Raw genomic sequence first — 12,644 nt, forward strand, 5'->3', positions numbered from 1 at the left:
CCTTGCTCAATCAGGGGGTCTGTTGGGTGACCTGGTTGCCACGGATCACCTCCACCGCCGGGCGTGGCGCGGCGCCTTGGGCGACCGGGCTGCGGGGCGCGCTGCCCAGGGCCAGTTGGGTGAACTGGAACAGGTTGCTGCTGGCGGTATCCAGGTGCTCGACCGCCTCTTCGTTGCCGGCCCAGTAGTGGGCCAGGCGCTGCTCCTCGCTGCTGCGCACCGCCAGGCGCAGCACGCCGACCTGGGTGGCCAGCATCATCCGGCTCAGCAGTTGCTCGGGCACCGCCAGGACCACGGTACGAGCATTGATCCGGCGCTGATCCTGCTTGAGCCGTTCCTCATTGCTCAGGGCGTTGCCCGGCTGGCCATCGTTGGTCAGCCCCAGTTGTTCACCCACGGCCAACACGCGGATCGCCGGTACGGCGATCTGCGCCGACTGTTGCGGGTTGGCGTTGTCCTGGCGCAGGAACAGCAGTACGTCCACATAGTCGCCGGGGCTCAGTTGGCCTGCTGCGCCGATCACTTCGTCGACCGCCACCGCCAGTGCCCGCTCATCGCTGTGGATCATCCGGGCCAGGGCACCACCGCTGGCGAAGCTCTGCTCGTTGAGCCAGGTGCCGGCGCTCAGCTGGCGCCAGGGGGTACGGCCCACGGCCTGGTCGATGGCGCTGAGACTGCCGGGCGGTGCGGTGCGCAGTTTTTCCAGGGCCAGGTCGCCGGCGGCCAGGGGCACGAACGGTGGTACGTCGTGCACCAGCACCACCACCGGCTGGCGCGTCTGGTCCTGGGCGGTGCTGGCGGTCTGCTCCACGACGGTGCTGGGAGTGGGGGGTGGTGCTACGGCTGGAGCAGGTTCGGGTTGACGGCTGAGCACCAGGCCCCAGTACCCGAAAAACACCGCACCGAGCAAAAGAAGTCCTGCCAGGCCGATAGTGACGCGACTGTTCATGAGGGCTCTCCCTTTCCTGCTGCACTACAGCCCGTGACAGCCCGTGATTCCAAACGAGTCGATTCGCAATCAGGCAGCTATGAACATGCAACTATTTCGCTATGTGAAGGTAGTAGAGCTAGGACGAAATGCCATTACCTGGCCAAAAAATAGCTGACAAAAGTACAACGCTCTCAACACTGTCTGGATTTCTGGCGTTTACCTTCCGACTAATACTTAGTGATTAATCCGTTCTTACAGTTGCTGGGCCCTGTTTTGTTGACAATGCTCAATTGGCACCGGGGAAATGGGTTCGGTGCGGTTACCCCGGCGCCGTCTGGCGCAAAGGAGAGCTAGGATGATCCTTCAATATTTGTTGCTCAGGGCGCGCCTGTTTCTTGACCGTACCGAAGGTGCCTCGGCCATCGAGTACGCCATCGTGGTGGCGATGGTCGCCGTGGTCGTGGTGGCATTCGTGACGCCGCTGGGTAACAAGGTACTCGCCATCTTCAACAACGTACTGACTACCCTTGGAGGCACTGCCGTCACCCGTCCCACGCCGTGAGCCAGCGAGACTGCATGGCTGCGTTATGCAGCGAGGAGGTACCTGATGTCGCTTGAATATCTGCTGCTTCGCGCGCGACTGCTGCTGGCTCGGACCGAGGGCGCCTCGGCCATCGAATACGCGATCGTGGTGGCGATGGTCGCCGTGGTCGTGGTCGTATTCGTCACCCCAATGGGCGACCGGGTTCTGGCGATCTTCAACAACATTCTCACTGCCCTGGGAGGAACGGCGGTTACACGCCCCACACCTTGAGGCCTGTGACTGCAACAGCAGCGAAGGCCGTCGGACAGTCAGCTCAAGGCAGGATTCATGAACACTCCCTCCACCCCACGCCAGCAACTGCTTCTTGTGGATGACGAAGAAGATGCACTGATGGAACTCGCCGAACTGCTGGAAGGCGAGGGTTTCACCTGTTTCACCGCCCTCTCGGTGAAGCTGGCCCTGGACCATCTCACCCGCCATCCGGATATTGCGCTGGTCATCACCGACCTGCGCATGCCGGAGGAGAGCGGCTTGTCGTTGATCAAGCGCCTGCGCGAGCACACTTCGCGCCAGCACCTGCCGGTCATCGTCATGTCGGGTCATGCCGACATGGACGATGTCAGCGACCTGTTGCGCCTGCAGGTCCTGGACCTGTTCCGCAAGCCGATCTATCACGTGCGCCTGCTGGAAACCCTCAACAACCTGTTTCCCGAGCCCCGGCTACAGGTCGTCGGGCCCTGATCCCCTTTCTCGCCATGGGTCCCGGATTGCCGGGGCCTTGGTGTCCTCGCGACCTGGCAGGGCGGCAAAAAAAGGCCCGCCGAAGCGGGCCAAAAGTCACGCAACTGTTCGTTCAGAGCTGGTAGCTGAAGCTCAGGCTGTAGCGCGGCCGGCGGTTGTAGGTGTCCAGGGCTTCGTCGGACATGGGCTTGGCGGCTTCCACGGCGATGTTGTAGTGCTTGGTGTCGCCAAAGCGCAGGCCGACGGCGGCCGACGACAGGCTGCTGCCCCTGACTGGCAGTTCGTTGAACCAGGTCTTGGAGCGATCCAGCACCACGTAGGGCTGCAGCACCCGGACCCAGGTTCCTTCGCGGTTGAAGCTGTAGTTGACCTCATAGGCCACGCCCCAGCCCTTGTCGCCGGTGGTCTGGTCATCGGGGTAGCCCCGGGCGAAGTTCTGGCCGCCGAAGCTGGCCCGTTCGCTGTCCGGCAAGTTGTCCCGGCTCCAGTACAGGGCGCCGGACAGCACGCCCTGCCAGTTGTCGAGGAAGCGATTGCTCTGCACGCCGGCCAGGCGCACACGGAAGAAGTCCAGGTCGTAGAGGGTGTTGTTGGTCTTGGCGCCCATGCTGTCGAGGCCGCGGTACAGGCCGGCGCTGAGGATCCGTAGCTGGCGTTGGTCCGACTTGCTCCAGTCGCCTTCCAAGGCCAGGGCGCGAATGTCGGTCTTTTCTTCCACTGACAAAGGCAGGCCATTCACCCGATAGCGGGTCTTGTCGTTCACCGCGTACAGGCGTGTACCGAGGGTGAGCATCTCGTTGGGCGAGGCGATGAAAGGGTGGCTGACCCCAATGGAGAACCGGTCGTTCTCGCGATGGGGTTCCAGCACCAGGCCGTTGCTGAGCAGGATGTCGCTATGCGGATCTGCACGGTAGCGCGCACCGTACAGGCTCAGCTGGGTGCCCTCCGAGCCCAGGAGCTGGTTGTAGTCCAGGCGGTAGTAGTGCTCCTTGTCCTTGCCTGGCGGGAATAGCCCGCTGAGGGTCAACTGCTCGCCCCAGGCGGTCTGCGAGTTGCTGGTGATGCCCACCAGGGCTTGCATGCCATTGCGGTTGTCCTGGTTGCTGTTGAGGGTGGTGGTGATGGGTTTGCGGCTGGCCACGGCCACCAGTCCGGTCGCGCCATCGGTGGTGCCCGGTGGTGGCACCACGGCTTGCAACGTTACCCCGGGCACCCGGCTCATCAGCGTGGTGTAGCGTTCGAAGGTCTTGCGGGTCAGCGGCCGCTCGGCCTTGAGCTTGGCCACCAGCTTGTCCAGATAGGCCGACACCGGGCCGATATCGCCCTGCAACTGGTAGTCGCGGATGTATCCCTCCACCAGTACGATCCGCAAGGTGCCCTGGTCGAAACGTTGCTGTGGAATGAACGCGTAGGACAGCAGGTAGCCGTCGTCCTGATAGCGCTGGGTGATGCTGCGCGTAGCCTCTATCAGTTGGCTGAAGCTGACCTCATGGCCGATCAGCGGCCGGTAGATGGCCGCCAGCTCTTCCAGGGGATAGACAGTGCCGCCTTCGATCTGCAGCTGGCGCACGGTGAGCTTGGTGCCCATCTGCAACGGTTGCTGGCCCTTGGGCGCCGTAGGCTCGTCGGGAAGCTGCAGTTTCGGGCTGGTCGGACGGTAAGCGTCCACTGGCAGGTTGGGGGTCGGCAGGTTGTTGATACTGTCGTTGTTGTTGAGAAAGCGCGGCAGGGAGTCGGCATAGGCGCTGGAGCAGCACCCGAGTAACAACAAGCTGGCCAACATACGCATAGGACACTCCATGGTCGAATTGCGGCGATGCCAAGGTGCTCATGCCTGGTGGCCGTCGGCTACAGGCTCGGGGCGGCGCAGTAATGTCGTGCCCAGGATGAACAAAAAGGCGAGAGACCCATTTGAATCTCCCGCCTTCAACCAAGCGTAGGCGCTGTAGGTGGGGCCGTCGAATCGGCCAGGTGCAAATTATCGAGTGCCGCCCAAGGCGCCTGTGAGGCCTCCCACCACGCCGCCCAGGCCACCGCTGGTGGTTCCGGTCGAGGCGCCGCCACTGGCGGAAGCCCCGATATTCAAGTTACCCAGCAGGCCACCGCTGGGAGCGGTACCGCCGTTGACCAGGCCGCCTGCCGCGGCCACGGTGCCGCCCACCGCGTTCAGGGTGCCACCCAGTGCCGTACCGGTCTGGCCGGTGCCGGTGCTGCCGGCGAGGCTGGTACCGACGTTGCTCACCGCACCGCCCACCTGGTTCAGCAGGCCGGCGACCGGTGCTCCGGTGCCGGTGGCTGCACCCACTTGCTGGGTCAGGCCGCTGGCCGCGTTGGTGACTGGATTGAGTGCCGAGCCGACACTGGCTCCGACGCTGGCCAGTGGTGCGGTGACCACCAGGTTGGGAGTACCGCTACCACCCAGGGCGCCACCGACCGAGGCCACTAGGCCACCGGCGGAGGCACCGGTGACACCGCCAGCGCTGACGGTACCGTTGGTGTTGCCGGCGTTCAGGCCGTTGCTCAGGTTGGCCACGGCGCCGCCCACGGTCTCCAGCAGGCCGTTGTTGAGCCCAGTGCCACCACTACCCGTACCGCTTCCGGAGCCGGAGCTGGCCAGGTAGCCGCCGGCGGTGCCCACGCTGGCGCCAGTGTTGTTCAGGGCGGTACCCAGCAGGTTGGTCACCGGACTGCCATTGCCGGCGCCGCTGACCTTGTCGCCGGTGCCGTCCACTGCCTGGGCCACGCCGCTGAGCAAGCCGTTGACCGGAGTCCCGAGGCCTGTGGTGCTACCCAGTTTGCCGGTCAGGCCTTCGGCCATGCTGACCACCGGCACCAGGGCCTGGTTACCCAGGTTATCGGTCAGGGTGCCCAGGGGGCCGCTGCTGGTGGTGGTGCTCAGGGTATTGCCGAGCATGGTCACTCGGGCGCCGACACTGCCAAGCGTCGGGGCGACCCGAGTCACCACGCCGCCGACTACCGGCACGCTCTGGGTGCTGGTGGCCAGCTTGCCACTCAGATCGGTGACCCCGGTACCGACGTCGCTGACCACGTTGCCGACGGTGGCGGTGGTCTTGCTCAGGGCCTTGGTATCGGTACCCAGCTTGCCCAGGCCATCGGTCAGGCCATCACCCACGGTATCCACCACGTTGCCGGTGGTATTGACTGCGCTTTGCACCACGCCGCCGACTACGGGGGTGCCGCTCAGAGAGTCGCCCACGCCGCTGACTCCGGTGCCGACACCGCTGATGGTGGTGCCCAGGTCCGATACCAGGCTGCTGGTGGTCAGGGGTGTGCCGGTGCTGCCTGTTCCTCCCGTCCCGCCTGTTCCGCCGGTACCACCGGTTCCGCCACCCGTACCACCGCCTGTTCCGCCGGTACCACCGGTTCCGCCACCCGTACCACCGCCTGTCCCGCCGGTACCACCGGTTCCGCCACCCGTGCCACCGCCTGTCCCGCCGGTACCACCGCCAGTGCCACCAGTGCCGCTATCGGTACTGGCGGGCGATGAAGAACTGCCGCCGCCACTCTTGTGGCCACCGCCGCCACCGCTGCAGCCGGCCAGGCTGAGGGTCAGGATCATGGTCAGGGCCGTTAACGTCTTCCATCCGGATTGAATGTTCATGAGAGTTGTTCCTTGCACCTGTGACAACGTCTGTTGTTTTCGATGGCTCGCCAGTTCTGCTGCTGGAGATGTCGTCGTCCGTTGTCCAGATGAAAGTCGCGAAGGGAACTTCGAACAATTATGAAGTTGGTATTAATGACTTATTTTTCGTCTGCCAGATGTTTATAAATGAATAGCCTGAAAGTATTGAAAGAGTCTGTGTGTATTCAAGAAAGATTATCTAAAACAACAACTAATGAGCTTGCGGGGCAGCGCCGCTGATGGCTCTCGACCAAAGTTATATACATACAATTAATAGGGCGAAAAGCCTGGCTGGAGCGCTGGCCGGCCCGTGTTGCCAGTCGAGGCACTGGCTTATACTGCGCGCCTTAATTTTTGTGGGAGCTTTCGATGTTGACTCCAGTCTGGTGGCTACTGTGCCTGCCGTTCGTTGCCGGTGCCCTGATTGCCTTGCAAGCCGGGGTCAATGGCCAGTTGGCCAAGCAGGTCGGTAGCGTGTTCGCCGCGGCGATGATTTCCTTCTTCGTCGGCACTGTGGCGTTGCTGCTCCTGGTGCTGATACAGCGGGAGACGCCATCGTTGAGCGCCCTCAAGGGGCTGACCTGGTGGCATTGGTGCGGGGGCTTGATGGGGGCGTTCTTCATCACCGTCGCGGCGTTTGCCGGGCCGCGCGTTGGCGCCTTGCTGTTCATGACATTGGTATTGGCCGGCCAGTTGAGCATGGCCCTGACCCTGGACCACTTCGGTTGGGCGGGGTTTCGCGAGGCGCCGATCAGCCTCGGCAAGATGGCCGGATTGCTGCTGATCATCCTGGGGGTGGTGCTGATTCGCCGAGGGTGACGGCGTTCAGGGCAGTGGTTGCCAGTCTCCCTGCATATGTTGCAGTTCGCCCTTGCCCAGCAGTTGCAACTCGCCGCTGGGGCCGGCGGCGCTGGCCAGCAGCCGCACTTCGCCGGGTAGCAGCAGGGGCTTGGCGAAGCGCACCGTGATCTGCACGCCCGCCGTGGGCAGGTGCTGCTCCAGTGCCGCCAGGGTTCGGGCCTTGCTCCACAGGCCGTGGGCGATGGCTCGGGGAAAACCGAACGGTCGCGCGCTCCAGGCGCTCAGGTGGATCGGGTTGTAGTCGCCCGATACCTTGGCATAGCGCCGGCCGATAGCGCTCTCCGCCCGCCAGTTGGCCACGGCCTCCAGGCCTGGGCCTGGCTCACGCTCGGCAGAGGGGGCCGCTGGCCCGGAAGCGGCCAGCTTGACCCCGCGACAAAGCATCTCGCCGCGGGCTTCCCAGAGCGGCCCCAGCAGGTCGTCGATGCTGGTCACCAGGTCGAAGGTCGCGCCCTTGGCGTGGGCGCGCAGGTTATCCACCCGGACCCCGACCCGCACGCTGCTGACATTGCCCATGGGCCGTAGCACGCGGATCCGGTTGCCCAGGTGCACCAGCCCCAGCAAGGGAAAGGGGAAGTCGCTGGCGGTCAGCAGTTGCATCTGCAGCGGGAACGCCAGCACATGGGGGTAGGTGGCGGGCAGCAGGCCGTTGTCGGTAAACCCGCAGACCTTGCGGTAGGCCGCCAGTTGCCCGGGGTCGAGGCTGATCCAGCAACGCAGGCCCTGGTCGGGCAAGTGCGTGCCGCTGATCTTGCGCCGCAAGGCGGCCTTGAGAAACAGCGTCGGCAGTGGCGCGGGGATGTTCAGCTCATGCCAGTGTCCTGTCATCTTCACGCTCCCAGCACGCTTTGACCGCAGACCCGCAGGGCCTGCCCGCTGACCGCGCCGCTCCCGGGCTGGGCGAGCCAGGCCACGGCTTCGGCGACATCCTGGGGCAGGCCGCCCTGGCCCAGGGAACTCATGCGTCGCCCGGCCTCGCGCAAGGCGAAGGGTACGCTGGCGGTCATCCTGGTCTCGATGAACCCCGGGGCCACGGCATTGATGCTGATGTCCCGGGCCTTGAGCCGTGGCGCCCAGGCCTGGGCCAGGCCGATCAGCCCGGCCTTGCTGGCGGCGTAGTTGGTCTGGCCGCGGTTGCCGGCGATACCACTGATGGAGGCCAGCAGGATCACCCGGCCGTGCTCGTGCAGGCACTGGCTGTCCAGCAGCGCCTGGGTCAGTACCTGCGGTGCCCCGAGATTGACCGCCAGCACCGCATCCCAGTATTCCGGAGTCATGTTGGCCAGGGTCTTGTCCCGGGTGATGCCGGCGTTATGCACCAGGATGTCCAGGCCCTGGGGCAACTGTTCGAGCAACCTTGGCGCTGCGTCTTCGGCGCAGATATCCAGGCTGATGGCCTGCCCGCCAAGGCGTGCGGCCAGGGCCTCGAGGTCGGCCCGGGCCTGGGGCACGTCGAGCAACAGCACCTGGGCGCCATCCCGGGCCAGGGTCTCGGCGATGGCCGCGCCGATGCCCCGGGCCGCTCCGGTGACCAGGGCCTTGCGCCCGGCCAGCGGCCGGCTCCAGTCCCGGACCTGGGCGGTGCAGGGCTGCAGGTGCAGCACCTGGCCGGAAACGAAGGCGCTCTTGGGCGAAAGGAAGAAGCGCAATGCGCCCTCCAGTTGGTCTTCGGCGCCGGCCCCCACATACAACAGCTGCAGGGTGGCGCCGTTGCGCAACTCCTTGGCCAGGGAACGGCTGAAGCCTTCCAGGGCTCGCTGGGCACTGGCGGCGAAAGGCGCGTCCAGGCTTTGCGGCGGGCGCCCGAGCAGCACCAAGTGGGCACTGGGCGCCAGGTTGCGCAGCAGCGGCTGGAAGAATTCGCGCAATTGCTTGAGCTGGTCGATCTGCAGTAGTTCGCTGGCGTCGAACACCACGGCCTTGAGCCTGGGACCGTGTCCGGGAATCCAGGGGCCGGCCAGGGCCGGGTCGCTGCCATAGCTGTAGATCGCATCGGTCAGGCGTGGCGCGAGGTCCGCCACCTGTCGCGCCAGGGGGCCGCCGCCGATCAGCAAGGCACCTTCGATGGGCCGCAGGCGGCCAGCCTGCCAGCGCTCCAGGCGCGCCGGCGAGGGCAGGCCAAGGGCCCCGACCAGGCGCTGGCCGATGCCCGAGTTGGCGAAGTCGATATAACGGTCGGACATGGAACGCACTCCGCGGGTTGGGGTTCAAAGTGTGGACCACGAATGGCTTCGGGTCGTTCGATCGGAGGTTTTCCTTCCAGGGTCGAGCAGGCGCCGGATGAGAACCTACGCTGGTGGAGCAGATACCCACCGCAGTCGCATTCACCGAACAGGGAGCTTTCCATGACACAACTGCGTCGCGTCGCGATCATCGGCGGCAACCGTATCCCCTTCGCCCGTTCCAACGGTCCCTACGCCACCGCCAGCAACCAGGCCATGCTCACCGCTGCCCTCGAGGGCCTGATCGAGCGCTACAACCTGCATGGGCTGCGCATCGGCGAGGTGGCGGCCGGAGCGGTGCTCAAGCACTCCCGGGATTTCAACCTGACCCGCGAATGCGTGCTGGGCTCGCGGCTGTCGCCCACCACCCCGGCCTATGACATCCAGCAGGCCTGCGGCACGGGCCTGGAGGCGGTGCTGCTGGTGGCCAACAAGATCGCCCTGGGGCAGATCGACTGCGGCATCGCCGGCGGTGTCGACACCACCAGCGATGCGCCGATCGGGGTCAACGAAGGGCTGCGCAAGATCCTGCTCCAGGCCAACCGGGCCAAGGGCCTGGGTGACAAGCTCAAGGTCTTGTCCCAGGTGCGCCCGCGCCACCTCAAGCCGGAGTTGCCGCGCAACGGCGAGCCGCGTACGGGCTTGTCCATGGGCGAGCACTGCGAGCAGATGGCCAAGGCCTGGGGCATTCCCCGGGACGCGCAGGACCAGCTCGCCCTGGACAGCCACCTGCACATGGCCGCGGCCTATGCCGAGGGCTGGCACGATGACCTGCTGACGCCGTTCCTCGGCCTGACCCGGGACAACAACCTGCGCCCGGACCTGACCCTGGACCAGCTCGCCGGACTCAAGCCGGCGTTCGACCGCAGCGGCCAGGGCACCCTCACTGCCGGCAACTCGACGCCCCTGACCGACGGCGCCTCCCTGGTGTTGTTGGGCAGCGAGCCATGGGCCCGGGAGCGCGGCCTGCCGATCCTGGCCTACCTGCGTGACGGCGAGGCGGCAGCGGTGGACTTCGTCCATGGCGCCGAAGGCTTGCTGATGGCTCCGGTGTACGCCGTGCCACGCCTTCTGGCACGCAACGGCTTGAGCCTGCAGGACTTCGACTACTACGAGATCCACGAAGCCTTCGCCGCCCAGGTGCTGTGCACCCTCAAGGCCTGGCAAGACCCGCAGTACTGCAAGTCGCGCCTGGGCCTGGAGGCGCCCTTGGGTGCGATCGATCGTTCGCGGCTCAATATCAAGGGCAGCTCCCTGGCGGCGGGACATCCTTTCGCCGCCACCGGCGGGCGCATCGTCGCCAACCTGGCCAAGCTGTTGAGCGTGGCCGGCCAGGGGCGTGGGTTGATCTCGATCTGTGCCGCGGGCGGGCAGGGCGTGACGGCCATCGTCGAGCGCTGACGGCGCCGGCCAGGCGAGGGGCATTCCCCTCGCCGCCACGGGTCAGGTCTTGAAGCGCCGGACCAGGCCGTCCAGCTCGTTGGACAGGTCCGCCAGGCTCTGGGAGTCCAGGCGCGCCGAGTTGGCCAGTTCCGCCACCAGTTGTGCGTCACCATGGATCTGGCTGATGTGCCGGTTGATGTCTTCGGCCACTTGATGCTGTTCTTCGGCGGCGGTGGCGATCTGGGTGTTCATGTCGCGGATCACATCCACCGATTCGCGGATCTGGCCGAAGCTGTTGCGCGCCAGGCCAATGCGCTCCACCGATTGCTGGGACACTTCCAGGCTGGCATGCATCTGTTGGGTCACCGCGCTGGTGCGCTTGGCCAGGTTGCCCAGCAGGCCGTCGATCTCGGCGGTGGAGTCGGCGGTGCGCTTGGCCAGCGCCCTGACCTCGTCGGCCACCACGGCAAAACCACGGCCCTGTTCGCCGGCGCGCGCGGCCTCGATGGCGGCGTTGAGGGCCAGCAGGTTGGTCTGCTCGGCGATGGAGCGGATGGTGCCGAGGATCGACTGGATATCGTTGCTGTCGCGCTCGAGTTGCTGCATCGATTGCGCCGATTGTTCGATCTCCTGGCTCAGGCGATCGACGCTGTGCACCGCTGCGTCGATCTGCTGCTGGCCTTCGCGGGCCTGGCGCTGGCCGCTGTCGGCGGATTCGGCGGCCTGGCTGCAGGAGCGTGCCACTTCGTTGGCCGTGGCGACCATTTCATGGAACGCGGTGGACACCATGTCCACGGCTTCGCGCTGGCGTCCGGCGGCCTCGGCCATGTCGCTGGAGACCTGGGTCGAGGAGTGGGAGGTGGCGAGGATCTTCTGGGCGGCCTGGCCGATGTTCTGGATCAGCTTGCGGATCGCCGCGAGGAACTGGTTGAACCAATTGGCCAGTTGCGCGGTTTCATCGCGGCCGCGGATGTCCAGGCTGCGGGTCAGGTCGCCCTCGCCCTGGGCGATGCCTTCCAGGCCGCTGGCCACGCCCCGGATCGGACGCACGATGAGGCCGGCGAAACTGGCGCCGAACACGGCGAACAACACCGCCAGGACCCCGGCGATGATGGCGATGATCCAGGTCAGCTGGGTCGCCTGGCCCATGACTTCGTCCTGCTGGATCAGGCCGATGAAGGTCCAGCCCAGTTGTTCGGAAGGCCAGATGTTGGCCATGTAGCGCTTGCCACCCAGCTCCACGTGCACCAGGCCCTTGCCGGCCTTGGCCAGTTGCTCGTAGCCGCCGCCGAGGCTGCCCAGGGTCTTGAAGTTGTGCTCCGGTTGCTTGGGGTCCACCAGGATGGTGCCGTTGTTTTCCAGGAGCATCAGGTAGCCGGATTCGCCCAGCTTGATCTGCTTGACGATCTCGGTGAGTTGCTTGAGCGAGACGTCGACCGCGACCACGCCGCCTTGGGCGCCCAACTGGTTGCCCAGGGAGCGCACGGTGCTGACCAGCACCGCATCGTCGTTGGCCCAGTAGTAGGCCGCGGTGCGCAGGGTCTTGCCCGGATTGGCCTGGGCGGTCTGGTACCAGGGGCGTACACGGGGGTCGTAGTTGCTCAGCTTCAGGTCGGCGGGCCAGGAGACGTAGCCGCCATTGCTCACGCCGTAGGACACGTAGGAATAAGCCGGATGGCTGGCGGCCATGGCGGCGAACAGTTCGAAGATGCGCTTGTCCTGCTCGCCTTCGGGGGCCTTGGCGGCTTCGGCGTTCATCCAGGTCTTGAGGTTGTCGCCAGCCTGGGTGAGCAAGGGTTGGGCCGCCAGGTAATCGATGTTCTGGCTGATGCCCTCGAAGAACAGCTGCATGGCGTTGGCCACTTGGCGGATCTCGCGATTGCTGCTGTCGACGAAGCCGTCCTCGGCATCGCTGCGCAGGTTCATCACCACCAGCGTGGCGACCAGCACCACGGGGAGGCAGGCGATGACGGCAAAGGCCCAGGTGAGTTTTTGTCTGATGTTCATCTGCGCTCCGGTTTTTCTTGTTGTCTTGTCTGTCCACGAAGCGTAGGCGCTCGCGGAACCCTGGGCAGCTTGGAGTCTGTACGGTTGCCATCCCTGGAGCGGTTGCGGCAGGCGTGATCGAACCTTGGCCGGATGCTGACGTCATTATTGGATTGTCGGACAAACTCCCTTGTCTCTAAGGGCTTCGGCCCAGGCTGTGGAAAATTGAGTCGGCAGGCAGAAAAATCCTGCTCCCGGGCGCCCGGCCGGCGTTGTCCACCGGCGGTCAAGGGCTGGAGCGGCATATTGCGTGCATTGTCGGGCAGGGGAGAC

At 65.5% G+C, this 12,644-nt stretch carries 11 protein-coding genes and 1 pseudogene; 5 read left to right on the forward strand and 7 right to left on the reverse strand.

What is annotated here, in order from left to right; translation table 11 throughout:
* Window positions 1-10 precede the first annotated feature (10 nt).
* Window positions 11-949: a Flp pilus assembly protein CpaB gene (gene cpaB / locus H7A76_RS05775; protein WP_185697610.1), complete on the reverse strand. Its 939-nt coding sequence runs from the start codon at window positions 947-949 to the stop codon at window positions 11-13.
* A 337-nt stretch (window positions 950-1,286) separates the two neighbouring features.
* On the opposite strand from cpaB, the gene H7A76_RS05780 reads away from it, so the two are divergent.
* From H7A76_RS05780 to H7A76_RS05790, 3 genes are read left to right on the forward strand one after another with little or no spacing between them, the layout of a single operon-like run.
* A complete protein-coding gene (locus tag H7A76_RS05780) occupies window positions 1,287-1,493 on the forward strand; it encodes a Flp family type IVb pilin (RefSeq protein WP_185697611.1) in 207 nt (68 codons plus the stop codon).
* A gap of 45 nt (window positions 1,494-1,538) precedes the next feature.
* Window positions 1,539-1,745 carry a Flp family type IVb pilin gene (locus H7A76_RS05785; protein ID WP_185697612.1) on the forward strand — a complete coding sequence of 69 codons (207 nt, stop codon included), beginning with the start codon at window positions 1,539-1,541 and terminating at the stop codon, window positions 1,743-1,745.
* Between the two features lie 57 nt (window positions 1,746-1,802).
* Window positions 1,803-2,216 (forward strand): response regulator, encoded by a 414-nt coding sequence (locus H7A76_RS05790; RefSeq protein WP_185697613.1) that lies wholly within the window; start codon window positions 1,803-1,805, stop codon window positions 2,214-2,216.
* 112 nt (window positions 2,217-2,328) lie between these two features.
* On the opposite strand, the gene H7A76_RS05795 is transcribed toward H7A76_RS05790, so the two are convergent.
* Window positions 2,329-4,005, reverse strand: coding sequence for a ShlB/FhaC/HecB family hemolysin secretion/activation protein (locus H7A76_RS05795; protein WP_185697614.1), 1,677 nt, complete (start codon window positions 4,003-4,005; stop codon window positions 2,329-2,331).
* 189 nt (window positions 4,006-4,194) lie between these two features.
* On the reverse strand, window positions 4,195-5,838 hold the full coding sequence (locus tag H7A76_RS05800; RefSeq protein WP_185697615.1) for a collagen-like triple helix repeat-containing protein: 1,644 nt from the start codon (window positions 5,836-5,838) through the stop codon (window positions 4,195-4,197).
* Window positions 5,839-6,228: 390 nt separating this feature from the next.
* Between H7A76_RS05800 and H7A76_RS05805 the strand changes: the two genes are divergently transcribed.
* Entirely contained in the window at window positions 6,229-6,678 is a 450-nt protein-coding gene (locus H7A76_RS05805) for a DMT family transporter (RefSeq protein ID WP_185697616.1), read from the forward strand.
* A 6-nt stretch (window positions 6,679-6,684) separates the two neighbouring features.
* Here H7A76_RS05805 and H7A76_RS05810 read toward each other — a convergent pair whose 3' ends face one another.
* Both H7A76_RS05810 and H7A76_RS05815 read right to left on the reverse strand, forming a co-directional pair.
* Window positions 6,685-7,548 carry a MaoC family dehydratase gene (locus tag H7A76_RS05810; RefSeq protein WP_185697617.1) on the reverse strand — a complete coding sequence of 288 codons (864 nt, stop codon included), beginning with the start codon at window positions 7,546-7,548 and terminating at the stop codon, window positions 6,685-6,687.
* 2 nt (window positions 7,549-7,550) lie between these two features.
* Complete coding sequence (locus H7A76_RS05815; RefSeq protein ID WP_185697618.1) at window positions 7,551-8,903, reverse strand: 3-oxoacyl-ACP reductase; 1,353 nt, start codon at window positions 8,901-8,903, stop codon at window positions 7,551-7,553.
* 162 nt (window positions 8,904-9,065) lie between these two features.
* Here H7A76_RS05815 and H7A76_RS05820 point away from each other — a divergent pair, with 162 nt between their 5' ends.
* Window positions 9,066-10,343, forward strand: coding sequence for an acetyl-CoA C-acetyltransferase (locus H7A76_RS05820; RefSeq protein ID WP_185697619.1), 1,278 nt, complete (start codon window positions 9,066-9,068; stop codon window positions 10,341-10,343).
* A gap of 42 nt (window positions 10,344-10,385) precedes the next feature.
* On the opposite strand, the gene H7A76_RS32735 is transcribed toward H7A76_RS05820, so the two are convergent.
* Window positions 10,386-11,153 carry a methyl-accepting chemotaxis protein gene (locus H7A76_RS32735; RefSeq protein ID WP_371857902.1) on the reverse strand — a complete coding sequence of 256 codons (768 nt, stop codon included), beginning with the start codon at window positions 11,151-11,153 and terminating at the stop codon, window positions 10,386-10,388.
* A gap of 90 nt (window positions 11,154-11,243) precedes the next feature.
* Window positions 11,244-12,332 (reverse strand): annotated as a pseudogene (locus tag H7A76_RS32740) (cache domain-containing protein); the annotation flags it as partial.
* Window positions 12,333-12,644: the final 312 nt, after the last annotated feature.

This window comes from Pseudomonas sp. MSSRFD41, from assembly GCF_014230245.1.
Classification (GTDB): Bacteria; Pseudomonadota; Gammaproteobacteria; order Pseudomonadales; family Pseudomonadaceae; genus Aquipseudomonas; species Aquipseudomonas piscis.